At 31.3% G+C, this 17,633-nt stretch carries 13 protein-coding genes and 6 pseudogenes; 15 read left to right on the top strand and 4 right to left on the bottom strand.

Annotation, left to right across the window (positions count from 1 at the left end):
• Positions 1 to 72: 72 nt before the first annotated feature.
• From ACZDYH_RS11650 to ACZDYH_RS11635, 4 genes and pseudogenes are all read left to right on the top strand, one after another.
• A complete protein-coding gene (locus tag ACZDYH_RS11650; RefSeq protein ID WP_002042141.1) occupies positions 73 to 777 on the top strand; it encodes a 4'-phosphopantetheinyl transferase family protein in 705 nt (234 codons plus the stop codon).
• A pseudogene (locus ACZDYH_RS11645) lies at positions 764 to 1,482 on the top strand (thioesterase II family protein). Before ACZDYH_RS11650 ends, ACZDYH_RS11645 begins: the two are co-directional and overlap by 14 nt.
• A 364-nt stretch (positions 1,483 to 1,846) precedes the next feature.
• Positions 1,847 to 2,062: pseudogene (locus ACZDYH_RS11640) on the top strand (SDR family NAD(P)-dependent oxidoreductase); the annotation flags it as partial.
• A 1,151-nt stretch (positions 2,063 to 3,213) separates the two neighbouring features.
• Positions 3,214 to 3,360: a hypothetical protein gene (locus ACZDYH_RS11635; protein ID WP_006929300.1), complete on the top strand. Its 147-nt coding sequence runs from the start codon at positions 3,214 to 3,216 to the stop codon at positions 3,358 to 3,360.
• A 204-nt stretch (positions 3,361 to 3,564) separates the two neighbouring features.
• Here the strand turns inward: ACZDYH_RS11635 and ACZDYH_RS11630 are convergent.
• A pseudogene (locus ACZDYH_RS11630) lies at positions 3,565 to 4,318 on the bottom strand (erythromycin esterase family protein); the annotation flags it as partial.
• A 136-nt stretch (positions 4,319 to 4,454) separates the two neighbouring features.
• Positions 4,455 to 4,577, bottom strand: a pseudogene (locus tag ACZDYH_RS11625) (vancomycin resistance histidine kinase VanS); the annotation flags it as partial.
• A gap of 212 nt (positions 4,578 to 4,789) precedes the next feature.
• On the opposite strand from ACZDYH_RS11625, the gene ACZDYH_RS11620 reads away from it, so the two are divergent.
• Positions 4,790 to 5,437, top strand: coding sequence for a lysozyme family protein (locus ACZDYH_RS11620; RefSeq protein WP_000655733.1), 648 nt, complete (start codon positions 4,790 to 4,792; stop codon positions 5,435 to 5,437).
• Positions 5,438 to 5,689: 252 nt separating this feature from the next.
• Complete coding sequence (locus ACZDYH_RS11615; RefSeq protein WP_000470145.1) at positions 5,690 to 6,196, top strand: GNAT family N-acetyltransferase; 507 nt, start codon at positions 5,690 to 5,692, stop codon at positions 6,194 to 6,196.
• 367 nt (positions 6,197 to 6,563) lie between these two features.
• Here the strand turns inward: ACZDYH_RS11615 and ACZDYH_RS11610 are convergent, their stop codons facing one another.
• Positions 6,564 to 6,749, bottom strand: a complete 186-nt coding sequence (locus ACZDYH_RS11610; protein ID WP_001987408.1) for a hypothetical protein — start codon at positions 6,747 to 6,749, stop codon at positions 6,564 to 6,566.
• Positions 6,750 to 7,681: 932 nt separating this feature from the next.
• On the opposite strand from ACZDYH_RS11610, the gene ACZDYH_RS11605 reads away from it, so the two are divergent.
• Positions 7,682 to 9,100, top strand: coding sequence for an S-layer homology domain-containing protein (locus tag ACZDYH_RS11605; protein ID WP_000680975.1), 1,419 nt, complete (start codon positions 7,682 to 7,684; stop codon positions 9,098 to 9,100).
• Between the two features lie 24 nt (positions 9,101 to 9,124).
• Positions 9,125 to 9,238 (top strand): annotated as a pseudogene (locus ACZDYH_RS11600) (polysaccharide deacetylase); the annotation flags it as partial.
• Here the strand turns inward: ACZDYH_RS11600 and ACZDYH_RS11595 are convergent.
• Positions 9,226 to 9,318 (bottom strand): annotated as a pseudogene (locus ACZDYH_RS11595) (peptidase M56); the annotation flags it as partial. The pseudogenes ACZDYH_RS11600 and ACZDYH_RS11595 sit on opposite strands and share 13 nt — an antisense overlap.
• Positions 9,319 to 10,096: 778 nt before the next feature.
• Here ACZDYH_RS11595 and ACZDYH_RS11590 point away from each other — a divergent pair.
• The 7 genes from ACZDYH_RS11590 to ACZDYH_RS11560 form a co-directional block, all read left to right on the top strand.
• On the top strand, positions 10,097 to 10,429 hold the full coding sequence (locus ACZDYH_RS11590; RefSeq protein WP_440038422.1) for a hypothetical protein: 333 nt from the start codon (positions 10,097 to 10,099) through the stop codon (positions 10,427 to 10,429).
• A gap of 116 nt (positions 10,430 to 10,545) precedes the next feature.
• Positions 10,546 to 11,058 carry a protein kinase gene (locus tag ACZDYH_RS11585; RefSeq protein WP_326304282.1) on the top strand — a complete coding sequence of 171 codons (513 nt, stop codon included), beginning with the start codon at positions 10,546 to 10,548 and terminating at the stop codon, positions 11,056 to 11,058.
• 874 nt (positions 11,059 to 11,932) lie between these two features.
• On the top strand, positions 11,933 to 13,006 hold the full coding sequence (locus ACZDYH_RS11580) for a patatin-like phospholipase family protein (protein WP_025709603.1): 1,074 nt from the start codon (positions 11,933 to 11,935) through the stop codon (positions 13,004 to 13,006).
• Positions 13,007 to 13,996: 990 nt separating this feature from the next.
• Positions 13,997 to 14,431 carry a sodium:proton symporter gene (locus ACZDYH_RS11575; protein WP_157418885.1) on the top strand — a complete coding sequence of 145 codons (435 nt, stop codon included), beginning with the start codon at positions 13,997 to 13,999 and terminating at the stop codon, positions 14,429 to 14,431.
• A 237-nt stretch (positions 14,432 to 14,668) separates the two neighbouring features.
• Positions 14,669 to 15,448, top strand: a complete 780-nt coding sequence (locus tag ACZDYH_RS11570) for a YrrS family protein (RefSeq protein ID WP_330939535.1) — start codon at positions 14,669 to 14,671, stop codon at positions 15,446 to 15,448.
• A gap of 256 nt (positions 15,449 to 15,704) precedes the next feature.
• Positions 15,705 to 16,310, top strand: coding sequence for a TetR/AcrR family transcriptional regulator (locus ACZDYH_RS11565; RefSeq protein WP_474886303.1), 606 nt, complete (start codon positions 15,705 to 15,707; stop codon positions 16,308 to 16,310).
• A gap of 729 nt (positions 16,311 to 17,039) precedes the next feature.
• On the top strand, positions 17,040 to 17,633 hold a 594-nt coding region (locus tag ACZDYH_RS11560), incomplete at its 3' end, for a M9 family metallopeptidase N-terminal domain-containing protein (RefSeq protein WP_474886302.1).

The following is a 17,633-nucleotide window of genomic DNA, read 5'->3' as shown; positions in this document are numbered from 1 at the left end:
TGAGTTTCTGTAACGTTCATATATGAAGCCATTCTTTAAAAAAGGACGTGATTTATCATACAAATTCACGCTGTGAAAATACCAAAGAATATTGAAAGTCATTTGTTTAAGAAACTTAGTAACTTGGTTTCAAATGGGAAGAAAGAGCGAATGAAGCGATTATTAAATTCATGCGACATTAATAGGACCCTGATAGGGGATTTACTAATCCGATCTCTAATCTGCCAAAAGTATAAAATTAATAATGAAGAAATTAGATTTATATATAATGAGTATGGAAAACCTTTTGTTGAAAACTTTTCTGACTTTCATTTTAATGTGTCTCATTCAGGAGAATGGGTGGTTTGTACTACTGCTAATTTTAATGTGGGTATTGATATAGAAAAAGTTTCAGAAATAGAGGCTTTTAAATTAGCAAAAGAATTTTTTTCAGCGGAAGAATTTTATGATATATCTAATATGAATTCTGATGAACAAATTAATTATTTTTATGATTTATGGACATTAAAAGAAAGCTATATAAAAACGATTGGAAAAGGGCTTTATACCCCATTAAATTCATTCTCTATAAAAAAAGAATCACGAACTTCAATTTCATACAAGCATATACCTAAAAACTTTTACTTTAAACAATATAACATTGATCCAAATTATAAGTTATCTGCTTGTGCAACAAGAGATGAATTTCCTCAAGAGATAATAATTAAAGACATTTATACAATTTGCCAAACTATATACAAATTTGAAAGTAAGGAGAAAATCAATGCAGAAGACTAAACTTTTTTGCTTTCCGCATGCTGGGGGATCTGCGTTTAGTTACGCAAAATGGAAAAATCACTTTAATCCATATATTGAGGTAGTCCCGGTAGAGTTAGCTGGTAGAGGATATAGAATTGAAGAAAACTTGTACCAAAGTATGGAAGAGGCAGTAAATGATGTCTACAATAAAATAGTTATGCAGATAGATGATTCGCCCTACATTCTATTCGGGCATAGCATGGGAAGTTTGATCGCCTATGAAGTAGCCAGAAAAATAAAAGATTCTAAAAACGTATCGCCTGAATTTCTTGTTTTGTCCGGTAGAAATCATCCAAATAGTAAAATAAGAAATATCCGACATAATCTTTCTAATGAGCAATTTAAAAGAGAAGTTATTGCAATGGGAGGTACACCATCTGGGGTACTGCAATCAGAAGAATTAATGGAGATTTTTCTCCCTATTCTAAGAGCAGATTTTAAAATCGTTGAGACGTATATTCATGACAAAAATACACAACCATGTGATATTGATTTTCTTATATTTAATGGGGAAAATGATGAATTTACTACATATGATCAAGTAATAAAATGGGAACGATACACAAGTAAAACGTGTACTTTTCATTCTTTTGAAGGTAATCATTTCTTTCTAAATGAAAATATTGAAGAAATAGCAAAATTATAGGAAAGTTAGATTCTAAAAGATTATCGACTAGTTTTTAGGATTTTTCAAAGTATGCTCATGCCTAAGAAACAAAAATATTAATGATGAAAAATACAGGCATTGCTGAAATTTTATTGAATATATGCATAGAAGCCTAAACGAACGGTTTAAATGCAGAAACTCTAAGCAAAATGTATATGAATTGACTTTAGTTTAAGCTTACCTATAATACCATCTAGATTCTTTATTATACTTAATACAAAGTACATAACAGTTAGGGATGCAATATGTGAAGTAAAAAGGCCGACTCTTATAATTATGAGTGGGCCTTTTGGTTTTATGGATATCAAATTAGTGAGCAACATTTCAAAGGGTATCTTGTGATATAACTAAGTAGAATTTTTTAAACAAGGGGATGATGAGATGAATAAATTGAAGGGGAAAATTGCATTAGTAACAGGGGCTAGTAGAGGGATAGGCCGAAGTATTGCCTTACATTTGGCACAGGCTGGTGCGTTAGTCGTTGTTCACTATAGTAAAAGAAAAGAAGAAGCAGAAAGTGTAGTGGATCAAATTAAACAAGATGGCGGTTCCGCGTTTGCGATTAGTGCAGACTTAAGTACTTTTAATGGCATTAACAATGCTTTGTTGATAATTAGCTAAAAAAGTATTGTACGATTAAATGCATTGTGTTACATTTGTGTTACAAGATTGTTACGAAATATTATAATCATTTCTATGTCATTTCCCTTTTGTTTCCTTAATGTTACGAAAGGTATAGATGTTTTATGTGTATAGGAGTGTGTGTAGTAAAGAGTCTGAGTTGAAAATACGTGCACACTTTAAATTTCCTTTCTGTCTGAATGAAGAAGACTACCAACTAATTAAAGGGTTTAAAGTAACAACTTTAAATAAAATGTGCTTCCTTTCCCACACACAATTTAGTACATATTTAAAGTACAGCCTAGTTGCTACACAGACTCTTGTACATATAAACATTAAGGTGAAATAGAGATAAAGATTTATTACATAATAAGCATTACTTAGCTAAAAGTAAAAATATTATCTGTGCATTTTTATGAAATGTCTAGATGATATTTTTTGAAGATTTCTTGGATATGTTTATGGAATAACAATTGCTAATACTTAATGATTCTCTACTACTAAAACATCTGATAATTTATGTAATCGGATTTATAGGATGTATGTACATTCACTTATATAGGGAAAATGAGGTTTTTCATATGAAGTATAGTTACAAAGTGTTTATATTTATTTGGACAATTATTTTATTGTTTTTTCTACTTTATTATGGTTACAGTGAAATTTCCGAAACCGAGCAAGTGCCAGTCATAACAATCAAACAATAAAAATAAGAGATACTAAAAAAGCAAAATATAATAAAAATAGATACCCTAAAATGTTTAAGAACAGGAACAATTACATACATAAACAACCTTACGATTTCCATGCATACCCCGCGTCATTTGGGCAATAGGGGGAAAAGTATTATTATTTGGCGTGCGCAATCTTCCGTCACTAGTAGAAACGGAAATTTCCTTATCCCTGCTGAAGGAGGAAGGTGTCTACCTGCCAGGGATCGGATCTATTCTGCATCTAGAAACATTGGAATTAAAATTGTAGAAAACAAATAGTGAAAAGGGAACATATCTTGTGTTTCCTTTTTTATTCTTGTAGATAAGTCTGGGGAGAAAAAGGGGATTTCTGCACGAAACATAGATCTTATTGATATACTAATTGTGCTTTACGTATAGCTGGGAGTGGATGTGATGGCATTTGCAATTGCTGCGAGATTCCGTCATTCTTTTCATGAAATTGAATTATTAGACATTCCAAATATATTGTTTCCGAGTCCTTGCGGATTTTCATATTTCCAAGGCCGTTGCTTCGCTATTCTTGTTAACTGTTTATCATGATGAACACCGCAGAACTCTTTGTAAAGGCGGAAATTGATTATAGGACCATATGTACAAGTTGAAGGGGAATGGTAAATTGTTCAAAATAATGGTTATAGAGTACAAATAAACATTAAGCAGTATAAAGACTTTCTTAGCGCCTTTGCCTCAAATTCTAACTTAATTGAAAAGAGCCTCCATTACTTTATTGGAGGCTCTTATTTTTCACTTCAGTACAGAAGGTGATATTTTTTCTAACCAGAGAATGCCATCATATTGTTCTGTCGGAATCATGATTTCTTCTTTTAATTTATTTCCCCAATAACTTGCTGCAGTAGGAGTAAACATCCATGAAGTTTCTGGTCGGTTACTTTCTCCTTTTAAGTTAACGAAAACATGGGGACTTCCTACCGGGCTGATGATTTTTTCAACGCTTGGTTCTTCATGTTCATTATGTACAGGAATAACATCTTCATTAACATCATCCCAACTGCTTCCGCTATACGCAAATACACCAATTGTGTCCATTTGGTCTTTGATACGCTGTGGAAGATAATCCATCATATTTGGGCCAACATAATTGTATTGCTGCATCTTCGTAAAGTCTAATATCATTTTTGAAATATGTTTTATTTTTATTGTAATACCTATCCAGTTCAATCAACTCTGACACTGCTGTATCAAATTCACTCTTTACTTCAGGATTTACTTTTTGCAACCATTCTTTTGCATAAGAGCGGAATGAAGATTTATAAAACAAATTCATATCAAAACCAGCTAATGTGAGTGGCTTTCCTTTTTCTTTTTGTTCTTTCATATAGGTAAATAATTGTTCAAGTTCCTCAGTTTTCCATACAGAGTATAAGGATTGTTTCATCGCTTCTGTAGCGGTTGAGTTATCAAAATTTTGCTGAACAGCTGCTGCTTCCCAAAGCCCTGTTTCAAATGCAATCACATCATATTCCAGGTGTAACAGCTTGGGAGGAAGTGCAGGAAGACGAGCTCCCGAAGAAAGCAAAAAAAATAGGTGTGAAATAATCAGTTATTTGTGATGGTGGATTCTCCTAGGTGGAGGGTTCGCCGTTTTTTATTATATGTTATGTTGTAGTTTTTATATAAAGCATATTGAAAAGATAGGTTAAATCTTCTGGAATGATGTCTCCATAATTAATAACTTGTACAATAACCTTTCAATTATCACTAAATCCATTCATATCAACAAGTTGTCCCATATATCCCTTTGTAGCAATATCTTTTAAAGTACGCTAAAAATACCCTTTATTTTATCTTTATCTTATCTTTACCTTATCTTTAAATTTTTATATTAAACTTGAAACCTTAAAGTATTGATATATGAGTCTAAAAAGGGCGGGAGATAGATGTTCATTACATAGTTTGTATATAACCAATTACCTTTGAAAAATTGAATTTCTTATACGAGGAGGAATATATGAAGGATACAAGTAAAAAACAAATTATAAAAGTGTTCCTTATTAGTATTTTAGGCTTAGGAACAATACTTGGAATGCTATATTTTAATCATAAAACCAATATTCAACAAAATAAAGCGCAAGCCACCGAAAAACGTGTATTGCAATATGAGTCTACCTTAAAAAAAGAATTAGAAAAATATAATTTAGGAGAGAAAACACCAATTTTATTAGGAATTATGTATCAAGAGAGTAGAGGTGAGGGAAACGATCCTATGCAGTCATCTGAATCACTTGGATTAAAGCCAAATGAAATTCAAGAGACAAGCTTGAGCATTGAACAGGGGGTAAAGCACTTTGCTAAAATGTACAAATATGGAACGGACAAGGATGTTAGCATGGATACAATTATTCAAAGTTATAATATGGGACCAGGGTATATTGATTTTATTGCTAGTCAAGAAGTTAAACAACACTCGGAGGATTCGGCCAAAAAATTTTCTAAGATGAAAGTTGATCAAAATCCAGCGATGTATACTTGTGGTGGAAATAAAAATAATTTTAGGTATCCATATTGTTATGGTGATTTCACATATGCCACAAAGGTAAATGAAAAAACAAAACTTATTGAAGAACTTCTTCGAAATGTACATAGCTTTTCTAAATAAGTTGCAGAATGAAATATAATGATACCATCAGTTATTAACAATAATATCTAAGAAAAAACTACTTTCTTTCTTAATTAACATAATTTTCAAAAACAAATCCCGTAGATGTTAATATTTGTTATATAATATATTTGTCAAAGCATTATCCCTAAAGTTTCTAAAGTCAAGCTGTAAGATAGTTTGTTTGGCCCGTATTTTCACCTTAAAAGTGGAGTTTAAATATAGTTGCAATTTTTTGAGGGGGAAAAGTAAATGTTTATAAAAACAGAAAGATTATTAATACGAAAATTTGAGTTCAAAGATTGGCAAGCTGTTCATGAGTATACATCAGATATCAATGTTATGAAATACATACCTGAAGGGGTTTTTACTGAAGAAAATACAAGAAACTTTGTGAATGAAAACATTGGTGAAAACGCTAAAAACTTTCCTGTAGTATTAATTGATAAAGATATTCTGATTGGTCATATAGTTTTTCATAAATATTTTGGTGAGCATACATATGAGATTGGCTGGGTGTTCAATCCTAAATATTTCAATAAAGGATATGCTTCTGAAGCAGCACAAGCTACATTGAAATATGGCTTTAAGGAAATGAAATTACATAGGATTATAGCTACATGTCAGCCAAAAAATACCCCATCATATCGAGTAATGGAGAAGATTGGAATGAGAAGAGAAGGCTATTTCAGGAAGTGTATACCACATGGGAATGAATGGTGGGATGAATATTATTACGCTATTTTAGAAGAAGAGTAGTGCCTTGGAACGCATCATTTAAATTGAAACTCCTATTTCCTAAATAGGCAAGTTGGCTATCTTTATTGGAGATTCTTGCTACTAAAGGTGAAGTTTATTTCCGGTATCGCTGACGTGCAAAACTTTGTATAATCTGATCTTATCTCTAAATCACAACTGTTACCCCATCACCATCAAGTTAAAGTTTCATTTTATTTTGCTAACTTGAGGGTGATGTGACGTAACCTTAATTATTTAAAAATTTTAAAAAGGCCCCTTAGTCATGTTAAAGGGACCTTGATTACGTAAATGATCTGTCAACCAATTCATTTTTGATATACAGATCATTTGTATGATAATTTTTATGAATAATTGCTAAATAGTGAATTTACATAAATGCTTTTAGAAGTTCTTGAATTAATGGGATTGCTCCACCTATAAATTTTAAAACTGCCATTGCGATTTCCATATTATTCTCTCCTCTTTTTCGTATTAAAATGTAATAAATCTTTATAACCTTATTATAGTAAGCGCTTACAATAATAACAATACATTTCCGTATGCAATATTGCATATTTATACATTAGATCTCTATTATTCATTTTTTAATGGTACTATAGCGAGGTGAGAGTCTTTAAGGGTTCTCTTTAATAGGAGGAAATATGGAAAGAGTGCAAGCGATTTACAGTAATCAAAAATTTAAGAGTTGGGTTAAACAGGTATTAGCTGTAGGAGGAGTAATAGGGTGCTGTTATTTGGTGTTATATGTTTTCTGTTTCTTAGTTATCATGTAAATAGTATACAACTAAACTAGTAGAGTCTTGCCTAGAGAGGTAAGGCTCTTTATTGTAGTACCTGGAGATGAGCAAACTACATACAATATCTCTCAGGTTTTTCAGATCACTTTGTAGGATTCCTTGTTTAGAACACTAATTCATATCATTGAAAACAGAATTCTATGGATAAAAAATATGTTTTTACTAGATACATACTAAAAAGATAAGCATAAATTATATTAGATTTTGGCAAAATCTTTTTGAATTGGAAAAGGATTTAAATCTTACTTATAGATTTGATTCCTTTTTATATACCATAATCCTTATATTGATACGTAAATATAATACAGTAATAATAAATTAAAAGCAAGAATTTTAGTAGCGGTACGTTCACACATCCATCAACTTAAGATTTTCAAACAAAAAATTCTTTTTTTAATTGATTAATAGTAAACGAGAAAGATTGGCAAATTAACAACTAAAGAGATTTCTTCAGGTAAAATCTATCAAAAGGTCCTTTACAAAATTTATACATAAGTCAATTATAAAATCATGTAAATATTATGTATTTTTGTAAGAGAAATTCATTGACACTTGTGTATATAAGTAACTATACTCGTTACATCAAATTGAATGCGTGATAATACGATTTTATTATTATTACAAACATGTAAATATAAAAATAGAAAATCTCAATTTGATAAATACAATGGTAGAGGTGTTTATTTTAATGAAGCACAAATTAATTGCAACAGGTATCCTTGCAGGAGCTATATTATCCTATTCTTCTAATATTTTAGCAGATACTCATAAATTCCCTGATGTTCCTACATGGGCTGATAAATCAGTTAACTATTTAGTTGATAAACAGGTATTAAATGGTTATCCAGATGGAACTTTTGGTTCAAATGACTCTTTAGACAGAGCTTCGGCTACAAAAATTATGACAAAAGTTTTAGGTATAAAAATTGATCCTAATGCAAAACCATCTTTTACAGATTCACAAAACCACTGGGCTACTCCTTATATTGCTGCTGCTGAAAAAGCTGGTATTGTTAAAGGTGAAGGGAATGGAATCTTTAATCCATCCGGAAAAGTAACTCGTGCTGCTATGGCTACCATGCTAGTAAATGCATATAAACTACAAAGCACAGCAAATCATAACGAGCAGGTTAGATTTGAAGATTTAAAAGGGCATTGGGGAGAAAAACATGCCAATATTTTAATAGATTTAAAAATTTCTAATGGTACCGAGAACGGTTGGCAACCAAATAGATTTATAACACGTGCTGAAGCTGCTCAACTTACTGCAAAAACAGATATGTTACAACAAAATTTAAACGATGAAAAAGAGGTTATTACTGCTACCTCATATGAAGATTTAAATTTAACAGTGGCTTCGAAAATTACAGCTCAAGAGATTGATAGTTTTATTGCAAAATATCATTCAGATAGTCCCTTAGTTGGACATGGACAAGATTTTATCAATGCGCAAAATCAATATGGCGTGAGTGCTCATTATTTAGCAGCGCATGCGATTTTAGAATCTGGATACGGAAAATCAGAAATCGCATATCAAAAACATAATTTATTCGGTCTACGTGCATATGATGGAGATCCGTTTAAATATGCGAAATATTTACCAAGCTACGGCGATAGTATTGCTTATAATGCTAATTATGTACGAGAAAGATATTTAGAAGAAAGTGGTATGTATTATAACGGGTCAACATTAACTGGCATGAACGTGAAATATGCATCAGATAAAGGCTGGGCTAAGAAAATTGCGGGTATTATGGAACGTATTAAACCGTTTCGTGTAGAAGACTATACATATGCAAAAAAATTACCAAAGAATCCTGAAACATTAGATGTCGACGCGTTATCTAATGAAATTCCATATAAAATGTATGCAGACGGTTCAAGCTCAAATGTTGTATCATCAGCTACTTACTATCAGGTACCTTATCCATTTAATTTAAAAATTAAAAGTAGACCAGATGTAGCTGTCGAGGAGAATAAAGTTGGTACAGTAACTCCTGGAACAACCATCTTTATTTATCGTGAAGATCCGAATGGATGGGTAGAATTCTCTTTTGAAGCTAATGGAGAAAAATATTGGACATTAAAAAATAAATTAAGTATGTAATTAAAAAGATCTATTTCACTAGTTTTAAAAGTATGGGATTGTACAATTGATTCTCTAGATTGGAAATACAATAAATTACCCGTTGATGTAGCAGCTGCAAAGATTATTCAAAATGTCTTAGCAGGTGCGACATCCGCATACTTTTTTTGGAAAATGTTGCGCAAAGTAGGTTCATTTTCAGCACTATCTCCTGGTTTACCGTAATCTTCAAGGATGTAATATTCCTTATCTTAAATGTATATATTGAATATATGAATATATTGTGTTATGATGTGAATTAGAAACTCGCGTGTTTCAAATACAACATTTTTATCTTATTGATGACCTCTTATCTTTCCGTAAGAGGTCCTTTTTTATCCCTCCGTATTGCATAGCCGCTAAAATACTATGAAAAGATACTAGAGACTACTACAATGTGATATTCTCTAGTATTTTTTCTTTATCCATATTATCTATTGTTGGGTAATCGATGAATTATTAATTTTTGTATAATTTTCACAAAATAACTTTGAACCATTATTTATTTCAATATAAAATAATAAAGGAGTATATATGAATAGGTATGTCCTTTTTATGTGATGATAATGCGGATTGAAGCGTAATACTGAAACGGTAAATGAGAAGAATCAGGGCCGAAACAGATAGTAAGGAAAGTAAAACAGTAACAGCAGACAATACTTATAATGAAAACGTTCATAATGGACTGTCTATGGATGGAGAAAAAATACGAAAAGATAAAAGGGGCAAATGAATATGAACAGAGCCTTTAAAGGTACCGTATTAGCAGGGATAAGTGTGGGTTTCTTGCCAGCTGGTTGTACAAGAGAAACATATGTCCTAACGCAGTCCAGAATATAAGCAAGTAGATTAAGTATTCTAAGCAGATAAATGAAGACTATAGCGATGAAGAAATTGAAAGACAACTAAGAGGTATAGCATCCTGACTTTCTAAATAACATGAGTGTTTCTATAGAATGAATCCTTAGGAGGGCTATTGTGGAACCTTTAATCAATGCTATTTTATACTTTGTATTTTTATTTGGAGCACTGTTTCTTATACTGGGTACTGCATTGGTTTTATTAATCGTGGCTGCATTACCAGTAATCTGGAAGAAAAATCTATCATTCCTAATGATTAGCTTAGGTATAAATATACTTGTCATTCCATTGTCTTTTTTTATTGGCGGGATGGCAACAGATTCCCCTGGTAGTACGATGCACGATTTTTGGGAAGTATTTTTGTTTATTCAGATATTTCCGTTTCCCCTAGTACTGCTATCTTTAGTTTGGTGGCTTGTGCGTCGAAAAAAAGCAAAAGTTCATGTGTAGCGTTTTTAATGCAAATAAGCTGTCCGTTTGGGCAGCTTATTATATTTATTACTAAGCGTGATTATTTCCAAAATGAATGCAATACCACTATACAGTTAAATTGAAGGTGAACCATATTGAAATCTTATCAAACTTTATCCCACTTGTATGCATTAGGACTAGGCTGCGGACTTTGGAATAGAGAGGAGGTTATTTCATGGTGCGATAGGTTGATTGAAGCAAATGATCACCCGCCATATGAAATTATGGAGATATCTTTAATGTCTAAAGCAAAGCTGATATATATAGAATCGGCTTTACTGTCATATAGCCGCATAGTTGATGAAAACCCCTCGGTAAACATCCTTCTTTCAGTCTTAAATGAAAAGTTAGTAGCTCAGAAATGGAATATTAAACAAGCTATTACTTGCTCTACTCGATTACTAGTAAATAGAGGCTTGTATTGGGAAGAAGAATATTTTGATTTATACAGCCTTAATGATAGCTATGACTTAGCACAGGAAGGTATCCATTTTAATGAAAAAGATGTGATTTCTGCTTATATCGATACATTAGGTGTTTTTCGCATCCATTTTAACGAGTTTGAAGATCTCTATTTACAAGTCATGAAACAGAAGTGGCAAGGGTAGAAGGCAGGAAAAAGAATCATTGAATCGTAAGAGTTACTTCCTGTATTTATCACCAAATTTATCTAGCCAAGACAAATCTGTCTTCGTGTTGATGAATTTTTGTCTCTTAATAACTTAATGCTATCGTTTTTAATTTTTCCGACAGCAAGCAAAGTTAGCATGTTTAATGCATAATGAGACGCCTGTAAATGAGCATTACTATTTAAATTTTTACCAGAGAGTAATTTAGTTAATTAGTAGAAAAAGGAAGGGGCCTATTTGGCTCCTTCCTTTTTCTCATACATACATAACGCTTGTTGACAACTTATGAAATAATAGCATTCATCGCTATTAAAATATAACATTAAAAGCAATTAATTAGATATGTAATTTTGCATATATTGTACTATTTCATGAATAGGAACAAAACTATTTATCTCTTTCTGTATGGAGACAAATAGATTTAGGTTTACTTAAGGTAAGAAGACCTGATCATTGATTACTGGTTAAACCATATTTCTACGTATTTGAAAAAAATATTTTACTGGATTGCATGTTAAAGAGAGTGAGGACTTTATGAAATATAGGTTGTTCCTTGATTTCTTACTCGTGATTTTACTAGGAGGATGCATTGGAAAAGAAGTTACGTTATATACAATTTCAAAAGGGGATATTAGTCAGTGTATCCAAAGATGCGCTCCGCTTCCTGTTTCCTATCCTACTAAATTACCATTCCAAGCAAATTCCTTCTCTTTCAAACAATTCATCCATTAAATAAAGATAATTTGGCCATACGTATCGGAGGACATGAAACCTTTTTAATAAGATTTGGAATATATTTCAATATAATTCCGATACTATAACAGATCGAAAATTTCTCTATTGGAGGTATATAATGGCATATCCATTTCGTAACTTAGTATTTGAAGGTGGCGGGGTAAAGGGAAGCGCTTATATAGGTGCCATCCGTGCACTAAATGAAGAAGGGATTTTACCAGAAATACAACGATTTGGGGGTACTTCAGCAGGAGCGATTACTGCATTACTTTTAGGTCTTTCTATTCCATTCGCAGATCTTGTAAAAATCCACAAAGACATGAATTTCAAAGCGTTTAAAGATGATGATTTTTCGATTGTACAAGATAACATTCGTTTATTTTTTGATGGTTTTGGTATCTATAAAGGGGATTTCTTCACTGAGTGGGTAGGAAAGATTGTTGAAAAGTGGACAGGGAGTAAGGACACAACTTTTCAGCAGTTGTATGACAAAACAGGAAAAGACGTGTTTTTCCAAGGAACGAACGTTTCTACACACGAGCTTCGTACGTTCTCTCGCGAAACGACACCTGATGTCCCGTTAGTAGTTGCTGTGCGGATTTCGATGTCCATCCCATTCTTTTTTAAATCTGTGGAATGGGATAAAGATTATTATGTAGACGGAGGTGTACTCGATAACTACCCAATTCGTTTATTTGATCGGAAAAGTTTTGTGAATAAGGAAGAACACTTCACGACCACAGATACGATTGACGAGGTTAATAAACTGATAAGCAATATGGAGGATCATTCTACACTAAGAAGCTTACACACGAAATACAATGCATCTTTCTTTGATCCTACAGATGAAATTGTCTACAACAAAGAAACACTAGGTTTCCGTTTAGAATCTCAGGCCGAGGTTGCCATGTTAAAACATATCGCAACTTCAACAGAACATCATATTGGCCATTCTCTTATTCATTTTGCATGGAATTTGTCTCAAACCATGATCAAAGGTCATGAGAGTGGAAAAACAACCAAAGAAGATGCTGCCCGCACTGTATTTATCAATACATTCTTTACGCCGTCATTTAATTTCGATATCACAGAAGAAGAAAAGAAAACACTCATGAATTCAGGCTATACTTCTACTAAAGACTATCTACATCAGTTTAATACGTCTGAAGTAAAAATGTTTAATCGACCATAAAGCCGAGTGCAATGCACTTGGCTTTTTTTAATCGTCCTGTAAATTTTTTAGTAGCTAATAAAAATTCAAATAGACTATGCATAGAACAAGAGAGAGGAGATAACAGAAAGTAATAAATATAAGTTTTGATGACCTCTTATTTTGTAAAACTAGGGTGTAGAAAGGGTGAAACAGGTGGAGGAAAAACGAATTATGATTTATAAAATTTTTCGGCTAACACAGTACAAAAGAGAACCCTAAAACCGTGGATGGGAATGTATCAAAAAATGAATAGAGTAAAAAGGCGGATTTCTTGTGAAAGTAGGGATTTACTTTTTCTTTCTACTGATAATAAAGCGTTATGTAGACTGGAAATGTATAAGGTATTCATTGCTATTCCTCCAAAATGCTGATGTTACATCATATTAAAATAACCTCTAATTTAAGTATTGAAATTCTCTAAATCTCGATGTATTATATTCTTGTATTTTCTCACTTTGCAAATCCGAGAAAACATCATCACTTCTGAAAGAACCCGAACTCCAGCGGGTTCTTTGGATTTACTTGAACTTATTTTTGAATCATTGTATTATATTTTCGAGTCTTACTTATATAAATCATTATCAGGAGAATCTGCAAATTTGCAGGTTCTTTTTTTATTTTATTGCAAGTAAACTTTTAGCCAGTCGTTTATTTTCATATTATTGGTTTTTATACGTGTTTGGTAAAAAATCAATGAGTTGCAAAAACATCTCTATTTTTATTCCATAACTTTCTAAATTTTGTTCGCGATATTTTGATATTGTAAAAAAAGAAAATATGTGGCACGATATCACTTTGTTTTTTATACAGCTTTGTAATTAAACTATAATATTGTATTTTTTCTTCATTATTGAAATTAGTAATAATAAAATGTATTATTGAAAAGCACAATTTATAATTCAAGTAATCAAGACTATGCGCTCATAATAATTTGAACATTCAGAAATTATAATATTGTCTAAAAATGAGGTGAGATTCATAGAAACAGTACATATTAAGTGGTATGGCATGTATAGTATAAATGACTTTTATAATAGGGAAGAAGCTTCTAAGAAGGGGATATTTGCAATCTCTAGAGTATATGCTAAGAATGTAACATTGCTCTATATAGGACAAACCAAAAGAAGCTTTATACAAAAGATAAGAGAACTTAATAAAGAGTGGACTTTTGATGAGAGCGAATTAAAGATTACATTAGGAATAATAGAATTTCCTAGTGGTGAACTTTACTCTGAAAAGAAGGTAAAAGAGATAAAATCTCTTTTGATTTTACGACATACCCCATTAGAAAACGAAACATCTTTATTATACTATAGAGGGAAATTTAATTTTAAAATTATTAATAAGGGAAGAAGAGGTTTAATTGTTAAAAAGCTTTCTACAGGAGATCTAATGTGGACGTAATTGGAATCACCTTTGAATAAAATTGAAGGTTTCTTAAGTGCAGAAGCTTATCAATTTTTAATGTATTAAACTATTTTGAATAACATATGTCAGATACTTGAAAAAACACAAATTATATTATGATATGAAATCCTGTATGGAAAGTGTAGTTTATTTCTATTGTTTAATAAAAATATTAAGAATTTTAGGGATAATACATAAAGAGTAGAGGAGAAAGTAAACACGGAGGTTTGAAGAATGGGACAAGTAAGCAGATTTCAAGAAAAACAACAGAATCGTCGTCAAAAGGCAATTTTTAATATTGCATTTACTTTGGTATTAGTGACAGTTGGTATAGTGACATACCAATTGTTTACCCCTTCTAATACATCAACGAAAGCAATTGCTCAAGAAAAGAAAGTAACAAAGATAGAAAAGAAGAAAACTGAAGATAAAGAAACAGCAAAGATAGAAGAGAAGAAAACTGAAGATAAAGAAACAGCAAAGATAGAAGAGAAGAAAACCGAAGATAAAGAAACAGCAAAGTTAGAAGAGAAGAAAACTGAAGGTAAAGAAGCAACAAAGTTAGAAGAGAAGAAAACTGAAGATAAAGAAATAGCAAAGATAGAAGAAAAGAAAAGCGAAGATAAAGAAGCAGCACAGTTAGAAGGGAAACAAAAAGTAGAAAAAACGGTAAAAACGAACGGAAATGAAAATAAAGAGGAAGAAAAAACGGTATCTCAAGAAAAGGATCCTCAAACTAATCCTTCATGGAAGCCAATTGGTACAGAGCAAGGAGCAAAACCTGAAATGAAATTTAAAGAAGGAACAGTAGATTGGAGTGAGATGAAAAAAGCAATCTCTTATGCTGTTGATGTTCCGGAGAGCCAATTGATTTTCGATTTTATTGGAAATAATGGTAATAATAAAGCCTACGGTAATATACGAGATAAGCAAAGTAATAAAAAATATAAGGTTAATATTGATTGGGTAGAGAATCAAGGGTGGAAACCAGCATCTGTACAAGTGGTAAAATAAATAATTGAGATTAAAAAATCCAATATCCTTTAACTTTTAATTATTCCAGTAAAAGGCTAGAGATTAACTATTGAAATAGATAGTCTCCAGCCTTTTTTTATTAGTGGGGAGAAAAGGGTTTTATAAGGAGTGCTTAATATTCAATTATTTGTTAAATTATTATTCGAAATATATAATTAAATCTTATGGAAAAGTTGTAATATAAAGCACATAATATTTTTTTGAAATTCATTAATTTTAATATGAGGTGTAGAGAATGGGGAAATCTCGCGAACAAACAATTGAAAATATTTTAGAAGCGGCTAAGAAAAAATTTGGAGAGAGTGGATATGATGGTACAAGTATCCAAGAAATTGCAAAAGAAGCAAAGGTGAATGTTGCTATGGCTTCGTATTATTTTAACGGAAAAGAGAACCTTTACTTAGAGGTATTTAAAAAATATGGTTTTGCAAAAAAACTACCAAATTTTCTTGAAGAAACGCAGTATAATCCTAAAACTGCTCTAAGACAATATTTAACTTTCTTTATTGCACATATAAAACAACATCCTGAAATTGGAACGCTTGCATATGAGGCAATTATCAAAGAAAGTTCACAATTAGAAAAAATAAAACCATATATTATTGGGAATTTTGGACAATTAAAAGAAATCTTATTGGAAGGGAAAGAACAAGGAGTTTTTCATTTCTTTTCGACAAGCCATGCTATTTATTGGATTACCTCCATAGTCTTATTTCCGAAATTTAAAAAGTTTATTGATTCGATGAATCAAAGTGATTCCGACGATATGCAAACAGAGTGGATAACAGATGATCTTGTAAACAGAATTATTTCTTCATTAATACATAATCCTACATTATAAAATATCCCTTATTTAAAAATGAATCTACAACTGATTCAATTTCCCGATTCATGAAATTACTAAAAAGTATTTGGAGTTATACCCACTAGTATTTCACATCCTTAAATAATTGTAAGTGCCATTATTTAGAATGTATCGGTATAAAAGTACATAATTCTTTTTTTAGATGATAAAAAATTAAAAACTGCTAGTGCCATATGTATGTGTTGAATAGGATTAGTTACGTTATAATTTGTAAGTTTATAAATTACATAGATAGAATTTTTAAATATTTTACATTTCTAAATAAAGTTAAAAATCCACATCTACAGAGGTATTGGTGGGTGTGGATTTTTTAGAGTAAGTGACTAAGATTTCTATGTCATAGGAGGGCTCTTAATACAGTATGCAAATCGTGAATTGTTTGTATACAAACATGAGGTAGTATCTCACTATATAGATATGCGATTAGGTATATTTTATTTGATGAATTATAACTATTTTCTCCAAATATCTAACGAGACCTTACTAGAGATATTGGATTCGTATAACGAATATGTAAATAAAAAATAAAAAAATTAAATAATTCATATGAAAGGATGGGAAGAAGAAAGTAATTTAATAATGTTACTCCTTGAATTATATTATCTATAAATACATGTAAAGTAATATGAAATATTACATATTTAAATAATTACTGTATGTAAAATGTTATATTCTTTGATGGAATATATAATTGGAGGAAACATTATGAATAAGAATTTAAAATTTACTCAAATGATGATTGGGATTAGTACGGTGGCATTATCATTTGGAAGTATTCAAACACAGGTATCAGCAGAAGAAAAAGTACCCTATAATATCTTACAGATAAAACCAATTGGGACAGAAACTTCAAAAGATGAAATCGTACATGCTACAAAAACTGACGAAACATTGACTTTTGAAGAGCGTTTAAAAGTAGGCGATTTTTCACAACGTCCTACTCTGGTTATGAAACGTGATGAAATTCAATTAAAGCAAAGCTACTCTCTGGCAGAACTGAATAAAATGCCTGATAACGAACTCATTGACACACTCTCAAAAATTTCTTGGAATCAAATTACTGATTTATTTCAATTTAATCAAGATACGAAAGCATTTTATCAGAATAAAGAACGCATGAACGTTATCATTAATGAATTAGGACAACGAGGAAAATCGTTTACTAAAGAGGACTCAAAGGGCATTGAAACATTTGTTGAAGTACTACGTTCTGCTTTTTATGTGGGATATTATAATAATGAATTAAGTTACTTAAAAGAGAGAAGCTTCCATGACAAATGTTTACCAGCATTAAAAGCA

It is taken from the genome of Bacillus sp. EB V-12 (assembly GCF_056158125.1).
The sequence above is the reverse complement of the archived record's forward strand: the minus strand, read 5'-3'. Positions and strand labels throughout refer to the sequence as shown.